The following is an 18,879-nucleotide window of genomic DNA, read 5'->3' as shown; positions in this document are numbered from 1 at the left end:
AGGTTGCCGGACGGTACTTGCGGTAGAGGGCCACGGTCAGCAGGCTACCGGCGCGGGGTGACTACCGTCGCGCTGGCATCCAGTGTGCGTCAGCGGCTTCGAGTGTGCGGGTAGGGCGCGATTTCGCCGAATTTCCCGCCGTCAGCGCACAGTCGACGCGTGCTCAAACTCGTTGGGAAGCCAGCAGCGATTCGGACGCCGCCAGCAGCGCGCAGGTGGCCAGGCCGTCGACGGCGTCGCGCAGGTCCGGCAGCGACGGGAAGGTCGGCGCGATCCGGATGTTGGTGTCCCTCGGATCTTTCCGGTACGGGAACGACGCGCCCGCCTCGGTCACCGCGATACCGGCGTCCTTGGCCAGCGCGACGGTCCGCTTCGCCGTGCCCGGCAGCACGTCGAGGCTGATGAAGTAGCCGCCTTTGGGGTCGGTCCACGACGCGATCTTGGAGTCGCTGAGCCGCTGATCGAGGATCTCGGCGGCCAGCGCGAACTTCGGCGCCAGGATCTGTTGGTGCTTCAGCATGTGCAGCCGCACCCCGTCGGCGTCGCGGAAGAAGCGCAGGTGCCGCAGCTGGTTGATCTTGTCGGGTCCGATCGACTTCTTCCCCGCATATTGCAGGTACCAGGCGATGTTGCCCAGCGATCCGCCCAGGAAGCTCACGCCGGCGCCGGCGAAGGTGATCTTCGAGGTGGACGCGAACACGTAGGGCCGATGCGGATTGCCGGCCGCGGAGGCCAGCCCGAGCACGTCGACCTGCCGGATGAAGTCGTGCGTCAGGGTGTGCACCGCATACGCGTTGTCCCAGAACAGCCGGAAGTCGGGCGCCGCGGTCCGCATCTGGACGAGCCGCAGGACGTTGTCCCAGGAGTAGGTGACCCCGGTGGGGTTGCCGAACACCGGCACCGTCCACATGCCCTTGATGGCCGGGTCGGCGGCGACCAGCTCTTCGATCAGGCCGACGTCCGGCCCGTCGGACAGCATCGGGACTCCGATCATCTCGATGCCCATCGTCTCGGTGATGGCGAAGTGCCGGTCGTAGCCGGGGGCCGGGCACAGGAACTTGACGCTCGGTTCGTCCTTCCAGGGCCGCTGCGAGTCCACGCCGCCGTACAACATCGAGAAGGCGACCAGGTCGTGCATCAGTTCCAGGCTGGAGTTGTTGCCCGCGATCAGGTTCTGCACCGGGATGCCGAGCAGCTCCCCGAAGATGGCCCGCAGTTCGGGCAGGCCGTGCAGGCCGCCGTAGTTGCGGGTGTCGGTGCCCTCGCTGTCGCGGTAGTCGTCCCCGGGCAGGCTCAGCAGCTGGTTGGACAGGTCGAGCTGGGCGGGAGCGGGTTTGCCGCGGGTCAGGTCCAGCGCGAGCTTCTTCGCCTGCAGATCGACGTAATCCTGCTGGTGACGGGCGTGTGCTCCGGCAAGTTCTTCCGGGCTGAGGGACTCCAGCGACACCATGGACCCTTTCGCTGTCGAAGGCGGGAAACCAATGGCGATCGCAAGCGCGGCGGAGCCGGGCGAAGCGGGTCGCCACTCGTGGATATAGGGGACCCCGCGCACCCGACAGAGCCCATTGACCCTTGCTGCCTTCCGGCCCTGGGGGAGTTCACAGGATAGACGCCGCGCGGGGTCCAGCGACGAGTCTAATACCTGCCCCGGAGTCGACGATGAGCAACTGGCGGGGGCCGTCGGGGCCTCGGTTACCATGGCCACGGAGGATTCGCCTAGTGGCCTATGGCGCTCGCCTGGAACGCGGGTTGGGTTAACAGCCCTCGCGGGTTCAAATCCCGCATCCTCCGCCATTGGTCCGCCAAGCGGACACGTACGAATTGATATGGATTCGGGTCGGCCGCCTTTAGGCTGGCGTGAAATCACCAGCACGAGGAGGGGTATGGGGCGCAAGGTCGCCATCCCGTGGCACGCGTCATTTTCGATCGCTGCCGGCTTCCTCTACTTCTTCTTCGTGCTGCCCCGCTGGCCCGAGCTGATGGGCGACACCGCGCACACGTTGGGGACGACGCTGCGCATCGTGACGGGTGCGCTGGTCGCGCTCGCGGCCCTGCCCGTGGTGTTCACCCTGCTGCGCACCCGCAAGCCCGAGTTGGGGACGCCGCAGCTGGCCCTGTCCCTCAGGATCTGGTCGATCGTGGCCCACGTGCTGGCCGGGGTGCTGATCATCGGGACGGCGATCAGCGAGATCTGGTTGAGCCTGGACGCCGCCGGACGGTGGTTGTTCGGGATCTACGGCGCCGCCGCCGCGATCGCGTTGCTCGGCATTTTCGCCTTCTACCTCTCCTTCGTCGCCGAGCTGCCCCCGCCGCCGCCCAAACCGATCAAGGCGAAGAAGCCCAAGGAGCGTCGCGTGCGGCGCAAGAAGGGCGCCGAGGCCGAAGCCGACGAAACCGAAGACGCCGAAGTCGCCGAGGCCGACGAGGGCGAGGCGGAGACCGCCGAGGCAGAGGCCGAAGGAACTGAGCCGGCCGAGCAGACCGAGCCGGCCGCGGCCCCCGACAAAGTCACCGCCGAATCCACGGAAACGGCCGAAGCTGAGGCCGCACCGGAACCGACGACCGAGGCGACGCCCGTCGAGGAAGCCGGCGACGAGGCGAAGGCCAAGTTGCGCAACCGGCGCCCGACCGGCAAGGGATCGCACCGGATGCGTAGGCGCACGCGGGCCGGCGTGGCCGTCGAGGAAAACGCCGACGAGGAGTAGTCAGCGGCGCCGCAGCCGCTCCACGTAGGCGGCGATGCGTCGCAGCGTCTCGTCCGTGCCCCACATCCGGCGAACCTCGTCATCGACGTCTCGACCCTCACGGATGCGCGCCATCGTCGGGGCGTGCAGCTGGGTCTTCGTCTGCCGGTAGGCGTCGGCCGGGATGCTGCCCAGGTCCGACGCCTCCGCCACGGCCGCCTCGATCAGCTCGTCGGCGACGACGCGGTGGGCCAGCCGGCGGACCACCGCCTCCGCGCCGCGATAATTGCGGCCGCCCAGCAGCACCTCATCGGCGTGCATCCCGCAGGCATAGCGGATGACCTCCAGCGCGGCGACCGGAAACGGCACCCCCACGCGCACCTCGGCCGCGCCGATCTGCGCCTCGGGGCCGATCAAGCGGCGGTCGCAGGCGCACGCGAGCACGCAGCCGCCCGCGATGGCGGCGCCGTTGATCGCGGCGACGGTTGGCCCGGGATAGCTGAACATCGCCTCGAACGCGGCGGACAGCGCGGGGACCAGCCGATCGGTGTAGCCCGTGCCGCCCTGCACCACGCGGTTCAGGTCGACGCCGGCGCTGAAGGCGCGGTCGGCGCCGGTGACCACCAGCGCGCCGGCGTCCGAACGTGCCAGGTCACGCACCGTCGAAGTCAGCTCGTCGAGCAGCTCGACATCCTGCGCGTTGACCGCACCCGACGACAGAGTCAGCACCTTCACGGTTCCCGCGGTGCTGATGTCGATCATGATCATTCCTCTGATCAGCGGCTGACGGCCGCGAGAACGACTGGAATGTCCGTGTTCTCGTCGGTGTGATAGCTCGCGCAGACGCGGTGGTAGCCGTCGGCGATCTGCAACGGAACCCCGGCCAGGAAGTCGCCGCGCACCAGCAGGATGGGTGACAGCGGCAGCCCTTTCTCGATCTTGGTCAGGTCCGCCGCGACGTGCGGGTTGTCCACCGGCAGCAGGCTCAGCTGGGCCGCCCGCAGGATGTCTTTGGCCTTTCTGTGCGTCACGGTGCCGGACTTCAGCTTTTTGACCACCTTCTTCACGGTCTGCCTGTCCGCGAGCATGGTGAGATAGTCCACCGCCGCCGGAAAGTCATGGGCCTCAGGCTTTTCCAGCCATTTCACGCTGAGCATCGTGTTCCTCCCTGTGCGGGCTCCGACATCGACGCAGCCTACCGGCTCGGGCCCCGCGAAATTTGGGATCGGTAGCAAGCGGGGCGGTCTGTACTTGCGCCAGGACGACGCCATCGGGGCGGCGCACGAAGGAAGGAACCACAAGTGAAACGTCTTCTCGCAGCTGCGATTGGGACCCTGGGCTGCGCCGCGGCCTCGGTGGCCCTGGTGGGATGCTCGGGCGGCGGCCACACGGCCGCACCGGCGTCGAGCACCACCCCCAGCGCCTCCACGGGCACCAACGCGCAGGTCAAGGTGGGTGGTACGGACCTGGCCGGCGTGAACCCGGCCTCGGTGACCTGTGTGCGGACCGGCGGCAAGATCGACATCGGCAGCGGATCGACGGGCGGCACCCAGCAGGCGCTGGCCGTCGTGATGACTGACGAAGCCAACCCGAAGGTCCAGTCGGTGGCCCTCGTGGTCGACGGCAACGCCCTGGCGGTCAGCGACAACATGGGCGCGAAGGTGGGCTCGGCCAGCGTCGCGGTCGATGGCACGACCTACACCATCACCGGCCAGGCGCAGGGCGCCGACATGAAGAACCCGATGGCGGGAATGATCACCAAGGACTTCACCATCAAGGTGTCCTGCGGCTGATCGGTTGCGGCCCTCGAGCGGCGGACGTGCCTCACTCACGCGTCCGCCGCTCGCGGTTTGGCCAACCAGACACCGCCTCCGGACTTATGATGCAGCCGTGTCGATCCCGGACGAATTGGAGAAGGCGCGTCGTATGGCGTTCGCCGCCGATGAGGCCGGGGCACGCGACCTGCTGCTCTCGTTGATTCCGCGGATGGACCGCGACGAGCTGATGCTGGAAGCCCTTGCGCAGCTTGGCGAGATCTACCTGGCGCGCGGGTCTTACGACGGCGTCCGGGAATCCGTGCGGCGCATTCGGGACTGCGTGGCGATCTACGCCGGCATCGCCTCGGGCACGACGGCCGAGCGGGTTCGGCTGTCCGGCAACGAGATCGCGCACCTGATCTGTCGATACTCGCGGCGCGCCCAGTTTCTGCAGACGGGATTGGCCGCGGCGCTGGGTGATCACGAAGGCTCGGCGACCGAGCTTGCGTCGTTGTGCGACAACGACTCCGGGCCCGGCGATCTCGACGACGAGCACCGGTACCTGTGCACCTACGCGCACGTCCTGTGCGCCGTCGCGCTGTGCGACGACGACCTGCACGTCCGATCGGCCTCTCTGTGGGAGAACGTTATTGACGACATCGAGCGTGCCGGCGACAGCGGTGAGCGTGACGACCACGTGTGGGTCACCGCGGCGACCGGGTACGGCCGGTTCTGCGTGGAGACCGGGCGGTTGCCGGAAGCCGAGCCGTGGCTGCGTCGCGCGCAAGCGCGGGCAGAAAGAAACGGGTGGGAACTTGCCGCAGCCAGAGCACAATTGGAGCGGGCCGCGGCGCGGTGGGTGGCCAACGACCACGCCGGCACCGAGGAACTGGTCGGGCAGGCCTATCCGGTCATCGCACGCCACGACCGGGCCCACGACGTCGCCCGGTGCTGGCTGTACATGGGACTCACCCGGCTGGGAGCCGGCGCCCTGGAGGCCGCCGACGAATGCTGGGAACACGCCGAACGGCAGTGGCGAGAATTGGGAAAGCCACTGCATCTGCACCGTATCCTGTTGCAGCGCAGCTGGATCGCCATCTTCTGGAGCCACTTCTCCGACGCGGTCGAGCTGATCGCGCAGGCACGGGAGCTGCTGGACTCATCGCCGCGCAGCAGCTGGCTGCAGTACGCCCAGCTCGATAATCATCTCGGTACAGTCTGGCGCGCCGACGCTTTGGCGGATCTCGGTTTTGACAGCTCGGGTGATCCGGACGAGACCCTGGAAGAAACCGAGGCGCGACAGGCGGAGGGGCTCGGCATTCTGCGCGGCGAGGTCGGCACGCCGGAGTACTGGCGCGGAATGACCAAGCTCGAACAAGCAGCCGAGCTCAAGGTGCCGGCCGCCCTGGCGGTCGACTCGGTGCGATATTCGATCGCCGGCGCCGACGCCAGGGCCCGCTGGGCCACCGGCATTGCGGCGCCCATGCTGGCCGGCGCCTTCGCCGTGGCCTGGGAGTGGGAGAACACCGCGCTGATCAGTGAGCTCATCGAATACCACAGCGCGCGAGGGACTTTCGAGGGCCTGCAGCGACCGCGGATCGGCGAATGGGCTTCGACGGCCATCGCGTCGGCGCCCATCGACGCCGACGCGGAGCCCGCCGCGCTGGCCGCCGCGGGCCCGCCCGTCGCGGGCGGCGCGTCGCTGACCAGGCTGGGGCCGTTGCCGCCGTTGCAGATGCAGCCCGGGGCGGCGCCGATCCTGAGTCACTATCGTGCGCTGGCTTTGCAGCGCTACGGGCGCGATGTCACCTCGGCCGAGCCTGCCTGGTCGACGTGGCCATGAGCGAGCCCGACCGGCTGACGCTGGTGCTGCGGTACGCCGACCTCGGGATTGCGACCTACGCCAGCCTGCGGATCGTCGGGCAGCCGTCGAGAACCGTCACGTGGGTGCTGGAAGAGCCGCTGCTGCTGGCCGCGCTGCAGGAGCTCACCGCCGCCCTGCCCGAGCCGCACGGCACCGAAACGCGGCGTGACGCCATCGAGCGCGCCCTGCGCACGGGACCATTCGCCAAGCCGGACACCGAACTCACGGTCGCCTACATCCTCGGTGTGCTGCTGATCGGTACGCCCGGGTGGCAGCTGTTGGCCGAATGCGTGGCCTCGCCGCGGGCGGTGCTGTTCGTCTCGCCGAGCGCACGGCTGGCCCGGGTGCCCTGGGGGCAGCTGGCGATCCCGAAGTCGGGCCCCGGCAAAGAGGAACTGGTGCGTGCGCGCCAGGACGCGATTACCGCCAGCGGCCGCGCCGCGGCCCAAATCCCCTGGCAGCTAGCCGATATCGACGAGCTCACCGACGGCCATCGACTGATCGAGCTCGTCGATGTGCTGATGGCGGTGCCGCCCAACATCGTGCACTCGCCCCGATCCCCCGCCGGGTGGGACGCCCGGCGAGAAGGGCCACCGCTGCTTGTTCTCGATCCCCGCGTTCCGGGACAGCGACCGGACTCCGCGCTCGGATCGGTGCTGGGCAGGCCCTCGCCGTACACCCCCGTGGCACGGCATTTCACCGGCCTCATCGAACGGCGACCCGTCCTGCCGCACGCCGACACCGTGCTCGACCTGTTCCGCCGGCACGACGCCGACCGTGCGTGGCTGGGCGAGCTGCTGGCGCAAGCCCCGTGCCGGCTGTTCTACGTCGGCCACGCGAGTTCCGCGGACGACCAACACGACCAGGGAACTCGGGCGGACCGGGCGGCCCTGCACCTGGCCGACACCGCAGACATCCCTGGGGATGCCAATGCGATCGGCGATCACCGCCCATTGACCGCTTCGGACCTGATCGCCCTCCGGTTGCCGATGCCGCCCCGTGTTGCGCTGCTGGCGTGCGGATCGGGCGGTGACTATCAATTCGACGAGGCAACCGGCTTGGTGGCGGCGATGATTCTGAACGGCGCGCAACTGGTGACCGCCACCTTGTGGTCGCTGCCGACGACGGCGGCGTATCGGCAATTCGCCGCATCGCCCGGCCCGGAGCCGGCGGATCCGATGGCCGCGCTGGTGGCCGCTGTCGACGGCGCGCACGACGCCGCGCGGGAAGCCGGATGCGCGGTAAACCGTTGGCAGCGTGAACAGATGCGGCGTTGGCGCGACGGGGATCTCAGCGCCAGCCCACTGTATTGGGCCGCCCTGGTCACGTTCACCGTGGACGGCGAACGCTAGCGCTCACAGCGACGCCACCCAGGCCGCGTGCACGGCCAGCACATCGTCGGGTAACGAAAGCTCTTCGCGGGCGGTCGGATCGAAGGCCACCAGCACGACCAGGCCCGGCCGCAGCACGGACAGGTCCAGACCACCGTCGCATCGCGCCAGCTTGCCGATGAACGTCTCCCCCGAGACGGCCACCACCTCGATGAAGACCTGACGTTTGACCTTGCGCACGGTGCCGACCCCGACGGTGCGGTTCCCGGCGTCCCGGCGGCGGCGGGATCTGAGCCAGTCGGCCAGCAGCAACAGCTTGTTCATGCGCTCAGCGTCGGGCCGCACCCCGGCTACCGAACCCAACTTTATGGCTGCCGCAAACTTTGCGATGGCCCTATTCTGTGCAGATGAGCGCCGACCCGCAGGTGGCGACCGCCGTGGAAGCCGAGGCGTCGGGCCATCCGCGGCGGCTGGTGATCGAGGCGGCGTGGCGGGCCATCGGTCCGGGTGTGGAGGTGCTCAGCGGTGACGATGGCGGCCCGCTGAGCCGCACCGTCAAGCGCATCGTCGACCCGTTGGTGCTGCGCCTGCGGTCCAACCCCGCGTATTCGGCCCCTGTCGTGACACCCGCGACGGCCGCGGAGATGCACGACCTCATCGTCGGTAGTGGTTCCGAATTGCGCTCGGCCGCAGCCTGGTTCGAGGCCCTCAAGCTGGAGCGCCGCCGGCAGCGGATTCGCACCGGGAACGCGCAGGAACTGTACTTTCCGTTGTGCTTCGAACTCGCCGTCACGAAAGGTCCACCGACGCCGCAGGATTACGAGACGGCATCGGCGGTCCTGGGCGAGATCCACCGGGATCGCGACCGCACCGCGATAGAGGTCCTGCATCGCTATGTCGCGGACCCCGATGTCGTTGCCGCTCTCGCCGAGCAACTGAAGCGCAGTTGGCGCGACGTGCGGGCGGGCGAGGCCGCCATCGATCCGTTCCGGGCCGAGCTGACCACCGTCTTGGGCGCGGCCGGCAGTCACGCTGCCGCCGCGGCCCGCCAGCGGGTCTGGACGGCGATGATCGCCGACCCCACCCCGCACCACCTGGGCGCGCTGGCCCGCACCGACACCACCCGACTGCCATGGTCGCTCGTCGAGTTGGGTTTGAGTTCTATTGCGCCGCAACGCCCCCCGGCGATTTCACAGAGCGTGGACGGTCACCGGCCGCTGGATCGCAGCGTGGTGGACCGGGTGCGCGCCACCTTGCGCCGTGCCCTGGATCGCGACGCGTTGCCCGAAATCGCTTTGCTCTGCGAGGAAGAAGTCGACCGGGCCTGCGCGCCATGGGGGCTGTTGGCCGAAGACAAACAGGCCACACTGGTGGCAGGCATCGAGGTCGCGGTCCAGCTTGCTCCGCTGGACCCGTCCGCCTCCTGCAGCTACGACTTGGCCACCCAGATCCAGGCGCGGCTACGCAAGGAAGCCTACGTGCTGCACGCCCGGCGCTATCTGGCCGAAAACGGCCCGATTCATCCTCGCCAACGGCAGGTGGTCGACGACCTGGCCGCCTACGCGCAGCCCTACCTGAGCCGGCTGTGGGCCCGGCTGCACGGGCGCGACGTCTGGCAGGAACCCTGTGCCGACGTCGACGACGTGCGCGCGCTGCTCGACGGGGTGGCGCGGTCGGTGAGCCTCGACCACCGGCAGCGGATCAAGGCGATGCTCGAATTGCAGGTGGCCGGATGAGACTGGTTGCCGATTCCGGACTTTGGAGCACCGGCCCCGTCGAGACCGCGTCCGCGGCGCCGCTGGTCGCGGTGCTGGAAGTCAGCGGCGCGGTGCTGTCCTGGACGCTGGACGATCCCGACGATGCGGCGCCGCACATCACGTTCACCGATGTGTCGCGCGCGGACTGGCTGTGGCGGATGCTCGGCGAGTCCGGACATGTCGCGGTGGTGTCCGCCGTGGACGGCGCGGCGGGCCGGCCGCACAGCATCGAGCTCACCGGCGTCGAACTGGTGCCCGGCTCGGTCGCCCCGCTGCGCAGGCTGGCCACCGGGCACTGGCTGCGACGGTGGTGGCCGGCCAGCAGGCAGGACGGTCTCGCCGGCCTGGACCGTGCGCTGCTCGACGTCGAAATCGCGCTGCTGACCGCCGGGGCGCAGAGCTTCTTCCCCGACGACACGCTGGATTCCGATGTGGCGCAGCTGCTGCAGCCCCACGCCGGCGCGCTGATAAACCATGTCCGCAGCGATGATTCGCGGGTTGTCGACCTGGTCCGGGCGGGCGCCGGCCTCGCCGACGAGATCGGCACGGACAGCGAAGGGTGGTCTGAACTGATTGCGGCCGTTGATGATTCGAATTTGATCCTGATGTTGCCGAGCGATCGCCGCGACGACTACGCGCTGGCCGCCGGCGCGGACGCGGGTCCGCGCGGTGGGGGCGCGATAGCCCGGGGCGTCGGGTCCATCGCCTGGAGCGGGGTTCCGCCGGCGATCTTCGATGCCGGCGAGAACACCGTCGGTTGGAGCATCGAGGCGGGCGGGGCGACGGTCGTCGCGGTGGTGCAGGCGGCCGTCCTCGGCCCTGACCCGCCTACCGGCATCGCGGTGCGGCTGCGGTCCGCGGCCATCGACGGCACCGGCACCCTGGACGCGGCAGGGCGCGCGACGCTCCCTCTCCAGGACGGCCGGGGCCGCACCCTCACCGAGTCCGCGGCGTGGGGCCACGACTGGTCGGCGACGTCGGTGGTTGTGGGCGCTGAAACACCCGAATCCGTCGAGACCCGGGAACGCGTGCGGGGGTGGGCGCGGGCGCGGCTGGACCTGCCGCCGCGGGACGCGTTCCTCGCCGAAATATTGGCCTCAGAATCTGCCTATTAGGCCTACTAAGAACCCCGGTCATTACCTATGCTGAGCGAGTGCCAAACACCTATCGCGTCGTTCAGTGGAACACCGGAAACGTCGGCAAGAGCTCACTGAAATCGATCGTCACCAACCCCACCCTGGAATTGGTGGGCTGCTACGCCTGGTCGCCGGAGAAGGCCGGGCGCGACGCCGGCGAACTCGTCGGGCTCCCGCCGCTCGGCGTCAAGGCCACCAACGACATCGACGAGCTGCTGGCGCTGAAGCCGGACTGCGTGGTCTACAACCCGATGTGGATCAACGTCGACGAACTGGTCCGCATCCTGTCCGCAGGCGTCAACGTGGTGACCACCGCGTCGTTCATCACCGGACACAACCTGGGCGAGGGCCGCGACCGCATCTTGGAGGCCTGCGAGAAGGGCGGCTCCACGATCTTCGGGTCCGGCGTCAGTCCGGGCTTCGCCGAACTGCTGGCCATCGTTTCGGCGATGGTGTGCAACCGGATCGACAAGGTCACCGTCAACGAGGCCGCCGACACCACGTTCTACGACTCCCCGGAGACCGAGAAGCCGGTCGGCTTCGGCCAGCCGATCGACCACCCCGACCTGCCGGCGATGGCCGCGAAGGGCACGGCCATTTTCGGCGAGGCCGTCCGACTGGTGGGCGACGCGCTGGGGATAGAGCTCGACGAGGTGAAGTGCGTCGCCGAGTTCGCCCAGACCACCGAGGATCTCGTGATGGCGTCCTGGACCATCCCGGCGGGGCACGTCGCGGGCACCTACATCAGCTGGCAGGGCATCGTCAACGGCAAAGTTTTGATCGACCTCAACGTCCGGTGGAAAAAGGGGCAGACGCTCGAACCCGATTGGCAGATCGAGCAGGACGGCTGGGTCATCCAGGTCGACGGGCAGCCGACGGTCACCACCAAGGTCGGCTTCCTGCCGCCGCCGTACTTCGAGGCCACCACGCTCGAGGAATTCATGGACCTCGGTCACATCATGACGGCGGTGCCCGCCATCAACGGGATAGCCGCGGTCGTCGCCGCGGCGCCGGGCATCGCCACATACGCCGATCTTCCGCTGACGCTGCCGCGCGGCAACGCGTTTGTCGGGTAGCCGGGACGCTCAGCCCTCGCCCGACGCCGCGGTGTCCGGGACATTCGCCCGTCGCCGAGCGGGTTTGGCGTAGCGGGCGCCCAGCGCCGGCACCGCGATCGGGCCCTGGTCGCGGACCGCGTCGATGGCATTCCGCAGCGGACGGGCAAGGCCCGCAAAGGATCCCATGTCGAACAGCAGCGGGGTCAGCAGCCGGTTGTGGACGAAGCCGAAGGAGCTGCCAGTCTCGGGGTCGGCCCAGCCGAGGGTTCCGCCCAGCCCGACGTGACCGAAGCCGCGCAGCAAACCGGGAACCGGCGACTCGTGGTACCCCAGGTGAAAAGGCATGGGCACCACCATGTTCGCGTCGGGCCACTTGCGGCGCGCCTGCCCGGCCAGCCCCTGCGCCAGGTCCTCGGACACGAACTTCCTTCCGTCGATGCGGCCGTCGTTGGCCAGCACGCCGAACATCTTGGCCAGCGCCCTGGCGGTCACCACGCCGTTGGCGGCGGGGATCTCGCCGTCCAGAAACGGGGTGTCACCCTTGATCAGGGAGACGACGCCGGGGAAGTACATCGCGCCCAGCGCACCGGAGAACGGCAGACCGGCCACCCGCGGTGCGATGAAGTTGAACACCGGTGCGCGCAGCCTGCCCTGCGGTATCAGGATTTGGGCCGCCGTGGTCGGCGAGCCTTCCGGTGGGCGGCCCAGATGCAGCCCGTCGGTGTTGAGCGGACGGGCCACCTCTTGGCGGATCAGCTCGCGCATGCCTTTGCCGGTCACCGCCCTGGCCAGACCGGAGAGCAGCCATCCGTAGGTGAGCGCGTGGTAGGCCTGCACGCCGCGCAGGTGATCGACCGGCGCCGCCGCCAGGCGCTCCTCCATGAGCAGGTGATCCATCAACTCCGTCTTGGTGACGCCCCGCAGGTGTGACAACCCGGAACGGTGCCGCAGGACGTCGCGGACCGTGATCTCGGCCTTCCCGTTGGCGGCGAACTCGGGCCAGTATTCGGCCACGGGCGCGTCGTAGGACAGCAGGCCGCGGTCGGCGAGCCGGTGGATCACGGTCGAGGCGACGCCCTTGGTCGCCGAGAACACCATGGCGCCGGTGTCCGCGGTCCAGCGCTGCGTGCCGGCCCGGTCCGACCACCCGGTCCAGACGTCCACGACGGCCACCCCGTCGACGTAGACGCTCAGCGCTCCCCCGCCGAACCGGCGCCCGGGAAACAGCTGGGAGAACACCCCGACGGCGCTCGCGAAACGCGGGTCGGCAGCACCGGATACACCGCGCGGCAAGCCAGCGTCGGTGACCAGCAGAGTCGACGGCGTCACAGCGTCGGGACGCCTCGAGCGTTCACGAACTTGAAGCTATCAGCCGAAATGCTCGGGTGGCTCCGGATCCGCACCGCGCGGTTGTTCGGTGGGTGAGTCCCTCAAATAGCGCCTCAGCCGCAGTAGCTGATTGACCACCATGCCGATGCCGAGCAGCATCAACACCACCACTACTGCCACCACGATTGCGGTGCTCACGCGTCCATGATGACAGGGCGGGGTTTCGATAACTCCAGTTGAGGGGTAGCCAGCCGCCATGAGTAACGAAGACAAGGTGAAAAACAAGATCGAGGACCTGGGCGGCCGGGCCAAGGAAGCCATCGGCAAGACCACCGGCGACCCCGAGACCAGGGATGAGGGCCGAGCCGACCAGGCGAAGTCGGCGTTGAAAGACGCCGGCGAGAAGGTGAAGGACGCTTTCAAGAAGTAATGAACATTCGCACATTGGCCGTCGTGTCGGCGCGCGGGCTGACGGTGTCCGCGCTGTCGGCTGCGGCGGTGGTCGGTTCGTTCGTGCCGAGCGCACCCGTTCCGCCCGCGGCCGCCGAGCCGTGCCCCGACGTCGAGGTCGTCTTCGCCCGCGGATCAGGCGAGCCGCCCGGCGTCGGTGGGATCGGTCAGCCATTCATCGACTCGTTGCGCTCGCAGATCGGCGGCAGGTCACTGACCGTCTATCCGGTCAATTACCCTGCCAGCACCGACTTTTCGAGCCCCGACTTTCCCGTGACCGTCATCGACGGAATCCGGGACGCCAGTTCGCACATCGAGTCGATGGCGGCGAACTGCCCCAACACCAAAGAGGTGCTCGGCGGCTACTCGCAGGGCGCGGCGGTAGCGGGCTACACCACGTCGGCCGCCGTGCCCCCGGGTGTCCCGGCATCCGTGGTGCCCCCGCCGATGCCGCCGGACATCGCCAAGCACGTGGCCGCCGTGACGCTGTTCGGGACGCCGTCGGGTCAGTTCCTGCAGAAGTACAACGCGCCCCCGCTGACCATCGGACCGCTGTATCAGCCCAAGACGCTCGAGTTGTGCGCGCAGGGCGATCCGATCTGCGGCAACGGCGACAACACCGATTTCGCCGCGCACACGTCCTATCCGGTTAACGGCATGACAAACCAAGCTGCCAACTTCGCCTCCAGCCACCTGTAGGTTTTTGCCGTCTTGCAGAATGAGCCGATGCGGGTTCTGATCACGGGCGGTACGGGGTTTGTCGGCGGGTGGACCGCCAAGGCTATTTCCGACGCTGGGCACTCCGTCAGGTTTCTCGTCCGCAACCCCGACAAGCTGCAGACCACCGTCGCCAAGCTGGGCGTCGACGTTTCGGACTTCTCCGTCGCGGACATCGTCGACCGCGTCGCGGTGCGCGAGGCGTTGCAGGGATGCGACGCCGTGGTGCACAGCGCCGCGCTGGTCGCCACCGACCCGCGCCAGACACCCGAAATGCTCGCCACGAACATGCAGGGCGCCCAGAACGTTCTAGGTCAATCCGTCGAACTGGGCCTGGATCCCATCGTCCACGTGTCCAGCTTCACCGCGCTGTTCCATCCGGACCTGCAGACGCTGACGGCGGACCTGCCGGTGGTGGGCGGCGCGGACGGATACGGAACGTCCAAGGCGCAGGTCGAGATCTATGCCCGGGGCCTGCAGGATGCGGGGGCGCCGGTCAACATCAGCTATCCCGGCATGGTGCTGGGCCCGCCGGTCGGCGACCAGTTCGGTGAGGCCGGCGAGGGGGTGCGGGCGGCCCTGCAGATGCATGCGATCCCGGGTCGCAGCGCGGCATGGCTCATCGTCGACGTCCGCGACCTGGCCGCTTTGCACGCGGCACTGCTCGAGCCCGGACGCGGACCGCGCCGCTACACCGCCGGCGGTCACCGGGTGCCCGCGGCCGACCTCGCCAACCTGCTCGGGGAGGTCGCCGGGACGCCGATGCTCGCCGTCCCGATCCCGGACACGGCGCTGCGGGTTGCGGGCGCGGTGCTGGATCGGGCCAACCGTTTCCTGCCCTTCGAGACGCCGTTCACCTGGGCGGGCATGCAGTACTACACGCAGATGCCGGCGTCCGACGATTCCCCGAGCGAACGAGACCTCGGCATCACCTATCGGGACCCCAAAGACACTGTGGCGGACACCTTCGAGGCCATTCGCGCCGCAGGCGGCTGACCGTGGGGTGTCTCAGCCGGCGGGCTTGATCTCCAGGCCGACGTGCACCTTGTCGATGCCGCCGCGGACGATCGAGTGCACATAGAACCACGGCGCGTGATACCAGTACCGCTTGAGGACGGCGTTGTAGACGCGTCGCGTCTCGGACTTCGGAAGCACCCGGGCTTTCGCTTCGACCGCTTCGCTCTTGGGCTTGCCCAGCGCCGCGCTCTTGGCGATCGTCACCCTGGGAGTGTTGTTGATGCGCTTGGTTTTCCACGATCCGTCATCGGTGATCACCAACAGCGTGTCGTCGCCGTCGGGCACGCCCCAGATCGGTGTCGGTTTCGGACGGCCATCCTTGGTGAATGTCGTCAACAACAAGTACTTGGATTGGATAACGTCCTTGAAACTGGGGGCCACGCGTGTTCCTTACCTATGGGGGATTGCCCCATCTCTATCCCCGATAGTTAAGAAACTTAAACGGGGTGGCAACCCTGCAGGTCACGAAGCCGCGGTAGAAATGGATTGGCTGACTGTGTAGCTGTCGATGCCCTCGGTGCCGAGTTCGCGGCCGTACCCGCTGTTCTTGACGCCGCCGAACGGTGCCGCCGGATCCATGATGTAGCCCTCGTTGACGCCGAAGGTGCCCGACCGCACCCTGGCCGCCACGCCGTAACCGCGCTCGACGTCGGCGGTGAACACCGATCCCGCCAGCCCGTATTCGGAGTCGTTGGCGATCCGAACGGCCTCGTCCTCGTCCCGGTAGGACACGACTGTCAGCACCGGGCCGAAGATCTCCTCGCGGGCGATCCGCATGTCATTGGTGGCGTCGCTGAACAGCGTCGGCCTTACGTACCAACCGGTTTCGAGGCCGTCGGGCATCTCGCTGCCGCCGGCGACCAGGCGCGCGCCCTCGCTTCTGCCTGATTCGATGTAGCCCCGGACCCGCTCCTGCTGGCGCTGCGCCACCAGCGGCCCGATCTGGGTATCGGGGTCGGCCGGGTCACCCACCGTCATCGACTGCATGCCCGCCGCCAGAGCGTCGACGAACTCGCCCTTGCGGGCCTCCGGCACCAGGATCCGGCTCAGCGCATTGCATACCTGACCGCTGTTGGCGAGGCTGGCCATCTGAATCGCAGTGGCGGTCGCGGCGGGATCGGCGTCGTCGAGCACCACGGCGGCCGACTTGCCGCCCAGTTCCAGGCTCACCTGGGTCAGCCCCTGGGCGCACGCCAGCGCGACCTGCCGCCCGGCGGCGGTGGACCCGGTGAACGAGACCTTGTCCACGCCCGCGTGGCCCACCAGCAGTTCACCGACATCGCGGCCACCGGGCACCACGTTCAACACGCCGGGCGGAAAGCCGGCTGCCGCAACGAGTTCGGCAAGCAGCTGCGCATCGAGCACGGATTCGGGTGCGGGCTTGAGCACCACCGCGCAGCCGGCCAACAGCGCCGGCACGATCTTGCACATGGTGAGGAACTGCGGCATGTTCCACGGCACCACCGCGGCCACCACGCCAACGGGTTGCTTGACGATTCGAATGTCGTTGCCGTACAGGCCCGGACGATCCTGTCGCCACTGGTAATTCGCGGCCATGCCGCAGAACGCCGAGATCATGGTCAGCGGCAGGCGAACCTGCGCCATCTTCGCGAAGGTGATGGGCGCGCCGATCTCGGCCGAGATCAGCGCCGCCATGTCGGCCCGCCGCTCCTTATAGATGCCGGCCAGCCGGGTGAGCGCCTCGATCCGCTCCGCCGGCTGCATGCGCGGCCACGGCCCGGTGTCGAACGCCCTGCGCGCCGCGTCGACGGCGCGATTGACATCCTCCGGTCCCGCGGCGACCGCGTGGCCGATCACCGCCTCGCTGTGCGGCGACACCACCGAGATGACGGCGTCGTGTCCAGAGGCCGGCGCCGTCCATTCCCCATCGATGAAGAGTTGGTCCCGCTCGTACATCAATCTCCTTGGGGCTCTGCGTGTTCAGCGATCAGGTGTTGCGGCCGCCGTTGACCCCGAGTATCTGGCCGGTGATATAACCGGCTTCCTCGGAGACGAAGAAGGCGCATGCCGCGGCGATGTCCTCGGGCTTGCCGACGCGACGCACCGGGGTGCGCGCGATGTGATCCTCCACGGTGCCACCGAGCAGGTGCCGCCGCTCGGCGCTGCGCAGCATCGGGGTGTCGACGAAGCCCGGCGGAACCGCGTTGACGGTGATGCCGGCCGGGCCGTATTCGAGGGCCAGCGACTTGGTCAGGCCGTTCACCGCGGACTTCGCGGCGACGTAGTGGGCCATGAACGGCTGCCCGGAGTGGGTGCTGGACGACGAGATGTTGACGATGCGACCCCACCCGGCCCCGGCCATGTCGGGCAGCACGGCCTGAACGGTGTGGAAGACGCCGTGCAGGTTCACGTCGATGACCTTGGACCATTCCTCGAAGGACATGTTCGAGAACTTTCCGAACCCCTCCACGCCTGCGGCATTGACCAGCACCAGAATCGGGCCGAACGCCGCGCGGATCTCCGCTATCGCGGTATCGACCTGTGCGCGGTCGGTGACGTCGGCGCCATAACCGAACTCGTCGTCGGTGGGAGTCAGGTCGAGGACCGCCACCCGGAATCCGTCGCTGCGCAATCGCTCGGCAACGGCACGGCCGATCCCCGAAGCGCCGCCGGTAACGACCGCCGTCTTCACGCGCGCAACACCTCGACTTTCCTGAGCGACCGCCCAAATGGGCTTCACATGCCTATCACCCGGCCTCGCCTGCGGTCAAGCGCGAGTCGTCGATTTCGCCTTGATTCCGCTCAGGGGCCCACTTAGGGTCCGTTGATGGACAGACCCCCGTTTCGTTTCGGCGTGCAGGCCACCAATGCCGCCGGGTCACGAGAGTGGCGCGATACCGTTCGTCGGGTCGAAGATCTCGGATACACAACGCTTTTCCTCGCGGATCATTACCTCGGCCCGGGACCGGCGCAGCGAGAGGCGCGCACCCCGCGCCAGGACCTGGCACCCATCGCGGCGATGGCGGCGGCGGCCGCCTGGACCGAGACCCTGCGCATCGGTTGCCGCGTCTTCTGCATCGACTACCACGTGCCCGCGGTGTTGGCGAAGGAAGCGGCGACTCTCGATCTACTCTCCGACGGACGCCTCGAATTCGGCATCGGCGCCGGATGGAGCGGAGTCGAGTACGCCGCGATGGGGCTCGCGTTCGACCGGCCGGGCCGGCGTATCGCCAAGCTGGCCGAGGTGGTCTCGCTCGTCAAGGCCCACTGGCAGGGCGAAGAACTGGACTATTCCGGCGAGTTGGTCGAGGTACGCGGTTATGCGGGACGACCACGGCCGGTGCAGCACCCCCATCCGCCGATCATGATCGGCGGCGGCGGGCAGCGCGTTCTCACGCTGGCCGGACGCGAGGCCGACATCGTCAGCATCTCGAGCGTGCCGTTTGTGGCGCACGATCCCGACGGGCTGGACCCACTGGCGGTGGCGGAGCGCCGGATCGGCTTCGTGCGTGCCGCCGCGGGCGAGCGCTTCGATCGGCTGGACGTCGAAAGCTCCCCGTACTTCGCCGAAATCACCGACGATCCCGAGACCGTGCTGGCGAGGCTGGCGGAGTCGACAGGCATCGCCGCCGACCTGTTGCGCGATCATCCGAATGTGCTGATCGGTTCGGCGGAACACGTTGCCGAGACGCTGCATTCGCGCCGGGAAACCCTCGGCGTCAACTACGTCACGGTGCAGCAGGCACAGATCGACTCCTTCGCGCCGGTGGTGGCCCGCCTGCACGCACGGTGAGCCTTGACCGCCGCGACCGCAGGTG

General features: G+C 68.5%; 20 protein-coding genes, 1 tRNA gene and 1 other RNA gene. 12 read left to right on the top strand and 10 right to left on the bottom strand.

All coding sequences use genetic code 11. The features are described 5' to 3' along the window. Positions 1–163: 163 nt before the first annotated feature. Together A5708_RS05060 and ffs are read right to left on the bottom strand one after the other, a co-directional pair. Positions 164–1,447 carry an aminotransferase class I/II-fold pyridoxal phosphate-dependent enzyme gene (locus A5708_RS05060; RefSeq protein WP_196772532.1) on the bottom strand — a complete coding sequence of 428 codons (1,284 nt, stop codon included), beginning with the start codon at positions 1,445–1,447 and terminating at the stop codon, positions 164–166. Positions 1,448–1,532: 85 nt separating this feature from the next. Next, positions 1,533–1,629, bottom strand: an RNA gene (gene ffs / locus A5708_RS05055) — signal recognition particle sRNA small type. 76 nt (positions 1,630–1,705) lie between these two features. Here ffs and A5708_RS05050 point away from each other — a divergent pair. Then, a tRNA-Ser gene (locus tag A5708_RS05050) sits at positions 1,706–1,794 on the top strand. Between the two features lie 89 nt (positions 1,795–1,883). Continuing rightward, positions 1,884–2,705 carry a hypothetical protein gene (locus tag A5708_RS05045; RefSeq protein ID WP_065027566.1) on the top strand — a complete coding sequence of 274 codons (822 nt, stop codon included), beginning with the start codon at positions 1,884–1,886 and terminating at the stop codon, positions 2,703–2,705. Here the strand turns inward: A5708_RS05045 and A5708_RS05040 are convergent, their stop codons facing one another. Both A5708_RS05040 and A5708_RS05035 read right to left on the bottom strand, forming a co-directional pair. Further along, positions 2,706–3,446, bottom strand: a complete 741-nt coding sequence (locus tag A5708_RS05040; protein ID WP_231117811.1) for an enoyl-CoA hydratase/isomerase family protein — start codon at positions 3,444–3,446, stop codon at positions 2,706–2,708. Positions 3,447–3,460: 14 nt separating this feature from the next. After that, positions 3,461–3,841: a hypothetical protein gene (locus A5708_RS05035; RefSeq protein ID WP_065027564.1), complete on the bottom strand. Its 381-nt coding sequence runs from the start codon at positions 3,839–3,841 to the stop codon at positions 3,461–3,463. A gap of 177 nt (positions 3,842–4,018) precedes the next feature. Between A5708_RS05035 and A5708_RS05030 the strand changes: the two genes are divergently transcribed. From A5708_RS05030 to A5708_RS05020, 3 genes are all read left to right on the top strand, one after another. Further along, positions 4,019–4,477, top strand: a complete 459-nt coding sequence (locus tag A5708_RS05030) for a lipoprotein LpqH (RefSeq protein WP_196772534.1) — start codon at positions 4,019–4,021, stop codon at positions 4,475–4,477. Between the two features lie 97 nt (positions 4,478–4,574). Continuing rightward, a complete protein-coding gene (locus A5708_RS05025) occupies positions 4,575–6,284 on the top strand; it encodes a hypothetical protein (RefSeq protein ID WP_065027562.1) in 1,710 nt (569 codons plus the stop codon). Continuing rightward, the gene (locus A5708_RS05020; RefSeq protein ID WP_065027579.1) at positions 6,281–7,657 is read left to right on the top strand and encodes a CHAT domain-containing protein; all 1,377 of its coding nucleotides are present in this window, start codon (positions 6,281–6,283) and stop codon (positions 7,655–7,657) included. Before A5708_RS05025 ends, A5708_RS05020 begins: the two co-directional genes overlap by 4 nt. A 3-nt stretch (positions 7,658–7,660) precedes the next feature. Here A5708_RS05020 and A5708_RS05015 read toward each other — a convergent pair whose 3' ends face one another. After that, positions 7,661–7,960, bottom strand: coding sequence for a hypothetical protein (locus tag A5708_RS05015; RefSeq protein WP_155765896.1), 300 nt, complete (start codon positions 7,958–7,960; stop codon positions 7,661–7,663). 83 nt (positions 7,961–8,043) lie between these two features. Here A5708_RS05015 and A5708_RS05010 point away from each other — a divergent pair, with 83 nt between their 5' ends. From A5708_RS05010 to A5708_RS05000, 3 genes are read left to right on the top strand one after another with little or no spacing between them, the layout of a single operon-like run. Then, positions 8,044–9,372: a hypothetical protein gene (locus A5708_RS05010; RefSeq protein ID WP_065027560.1), complete on the top strand. Its 1,329-nt coding sequence runs from the start codon at positions 8,044–8,046 to the stop codon at positions 9,370–9,372. Next, on the top strand, positions 9,369–10,508 hold the full coding sequence (locus A5708_RS05005) for a hypothetical protein (protein ID WP_065027559.1): 1,140 nt from the start codon (positions 9,369–9,371) through the stop codon (positions 10,506–10,508). Before A5708_RS05010 ends, A5708_RS05005 begins: the two co-directional genes overlap by 4 nt. Before the next feature lie 38 nt (positions 10,509–10,546). Beyond that, entirely contained in the window at positions 10,547–11,605 is a 1,059-nt protein-coding gene (locus tag A5708_RS05000) for a dihydrodipicolinate reductase (RefSeq protein WP_065027558.1), read from the top strand. 9 nt (positions 11,606–11,614) lie between these two features. On the opposite strand, the gene A5708_RS04995 is transcribed toward A5708_RS05000, so the two are convergent. Beyond that, positions 11,615–12,916 (bottom strand): serine hydrolase domain-containing protein, encoded by a 1,302-nt coding sequence (locus tag A5708_RS04995; protein ID WP_065027557.1) that lies wholly within the window; start codon positions 12,914–12,916, stop codon positions 11,615–11,617. Positions 12,917–12,955: 39 nt separating this feature from the next. Continuing rightward, entirely contained in the window at positions 12,956–13,114 is a 159-nt protein-coding gene (locus A5708_RS04990) for a hypothetical protein (RefSeq protein ID WP_231117815.1), read from the bottom strand. 58 nt (positions 13,115–13,172) lie between these two features. Between A5708_RS04990 and A5708_RS04985 the strand changes: the two genes are divergently transcribed. From A5708_RS04985 to A5708_RS04975, 3 genes are read left to right on the top strand one after another with little or no spacing between them, the layout of a single operon-like run. Continuing rightward, positions 13,173–13,346, top strand: coding sequence for a CsbD family protein (locus A5708_RS04985; protein WP_065027555.1), 174 nt, complete (start codon positions 13,173–13,175; stop codon positions 13,344–13,346). After that, on the top strand, positions 13,346–14,065 hold the full coding sequence (locus A5708_RS04980; RefSeq protein ID WP_065027554.1) for a cutinase family protein: 720 nt from the start codon (positions 13,346–13,348) through the stop codon (positions 14,063–14,065). The genes A5708_RS04985 and A5708_RS04980 overlap by 1 nt, the downstream gene beginning before the upstream one ends. A gap of 27 nt (positions 14,066–14,092) precedes the next feature. After that, positions 14,093–15,079, top strand: a complete 987-nt coding sequence (locus tag A5708_RS04975) for an NAD-dependent epimerase/dehydratase family protein (protein ID WP_065027553.1) — start codon at positions 14,093–14,095, stop codon at positions 15,077–15,079. A gap of 12 nt (positions 15,080–15,091) precedes the next feature. On the opposite strand, the gene A5708_RS04970 is transcribed toward A5708_RS04975, so the two are convergent. The 3 genes from A5708_RS04970 to A5708_RS04960 form a co-directional block, all read right to left on the bottom strand. Next, entirely contained in the window at positions 15,092–15,481 is a 390-nt protein-coding gene (locus A5708_RS04970; RefSeq protein WP_065027552.1) for a PPOX class F420-dependent oxidoreductase, read from the bottom strand. Between the two features lie 81 nt (positions 15,482–15,562). After that, positions 15,563–17,017: an aldehyde dehydrogenase gene (locus A5708_RS04965; protein ID WP_065027551.1), complete on the bottom strand. Its 1,455-nt coding sequence runs from the start codon at positions 17,015–17,017 to the stop codon at positions 15,563–15,565. Between the two features lie 31 nt (positions 17,018–17,048). After that, positions 17,049–17,753 carry an SDR family NAD(P)-dependent oxidoreductase gene (locus A5708_RS04960; RefSeq protein WP_065027550.1) on the bottom strand — a complete coding sequence of 235 codons (705 nt, stop codon included), beginning with the start codon at positions 17,751–17,753 and terminating at the stop codon, positions 17,049–17,051. A gap of 135 nt (positions 17,754–17,888) precedes the next feature. On the opposite strand from A5708_RS04960, the gene A5708_RS04955 reads away from it, so the two are divergent. Beyond that, positions 17,889–18,854 (top strand): TIGR03621 family F420-dependent LLM class oxidoreductase, encoded by a 966-nt coding sequence (locus tag A5708_RS04955; RefSeq protein WP_065027549.1) that lies wholly within the window; start codon positions 17,889–17,891, stop codon positions 18,852–18,854. Positions 18,855–18,879: the final 25 nt, after the last annotated feature.

The sequence above is a fragment of the Mycobacterium colombiense genome, from assembly GCF_001672755.1.
Taxonomy (GTDB): Bacteria; Actinomycetota; Actinomycetes; order Mycobacteriales; family Mycobacteriaceae; genus Mycobacterium; species Mycobacterium colombiense_C.
This window is presented reverse-complemented; position numbering and strand designations above follow the sequence as displayed.

What these genes read in the sequence shown, in the direction of transcription:
- A5708_RS05045 (WP_065027566.1), top strand. Translation starts at nt 1,884, where the DNA reads ATGGGGCGCAAGGTCGCCATCCCGTGGCACGCGTCATTTTCGATCGCT.
- A5708_RS05040 (WP_231117811.1), bottom strand. Translation starts at nt 3,446, where the DNA reads ATGATCGACATCAGCACCGCGGGAACCGTGAAGGTGCTGACTCTGTCG.
- A5708_RS05035 (WP_065027564.1), bottom strand. Translation starts at nt 3,841, where the DNA reads ATGCTCAGCGTGAAATGGCTGGAAAAGCCTGAGGCCCATGACTTTCCG.
- A5708_RS05020 (WP_065027579.1), top strand. Translation starts at nt 6,281, where the DNA reads ATGAGCGAGCCCGACCGGCTGACGCTGGTGCTGCGGTACGCCGACCTC.
- A5708_RS05015 (WP_155765896.1), bottom strand. Translation starts at nt 7,960, where the DNA reads ATGAACAAGCTGTTGCTGCTGGCCGACTGGCTCAGATCCCGCCGCCGC.
- A5708_RS05010 (WP_065027560.1), top strand. Translation starts at nt 8,044, where the DNA reads ATGAGCGCCGACCCGCAGGTGGCGACCGCCGTGGAAGCCGAGGCGTCG.
- A5708_RS05005 (WP_065027559.1), top strand. Translation starts at nt 9,369, where the DNA reads ATGAGACTGGTTGCCGATTCCGGACTTTGGAGCACCGGCCCCGTCGAG.
- A5708_RS04985 (WP_065027555.1), top strand. Translation starts at nt 13,173, where the DNA reads ATGAGTAACGAAGACAAGGTGAAAAACAAGATCGAGGACCTGGGCGGC.
- A5708_RS04980 (WP_065027554.1), top strand. Translation starts at nt 13,346, where the DNA reads ATGAACATTCGCACATTGGCCGTCGTGTCGGCGCGCGGGCTGACGGTG.
- A5708_RS04975 (WP_065027553.1), top strand. Translation starts at nt 14,093, where the DNA reads ATGCGGGTTCTGATCACGGGCGGTACGGGGTTTGTCGGCGGGTGGACC.
- A5708_RS04965 (WP_065027551.1), bottom strand. Translation starts at nt 17,017, where the DNA reads ATGTACGAGCGGGACCAACTCTTCATCGATGGGGAATGGACGGCGCCG.
- A5708_RS04955 (WP_065027549.1), top strand. Translation starts at nt 17,889, where the DNA reads ATGGACAGACCCCCGTTTCGTTTCGGCGTGCAGGCCACCAATGCCGCC.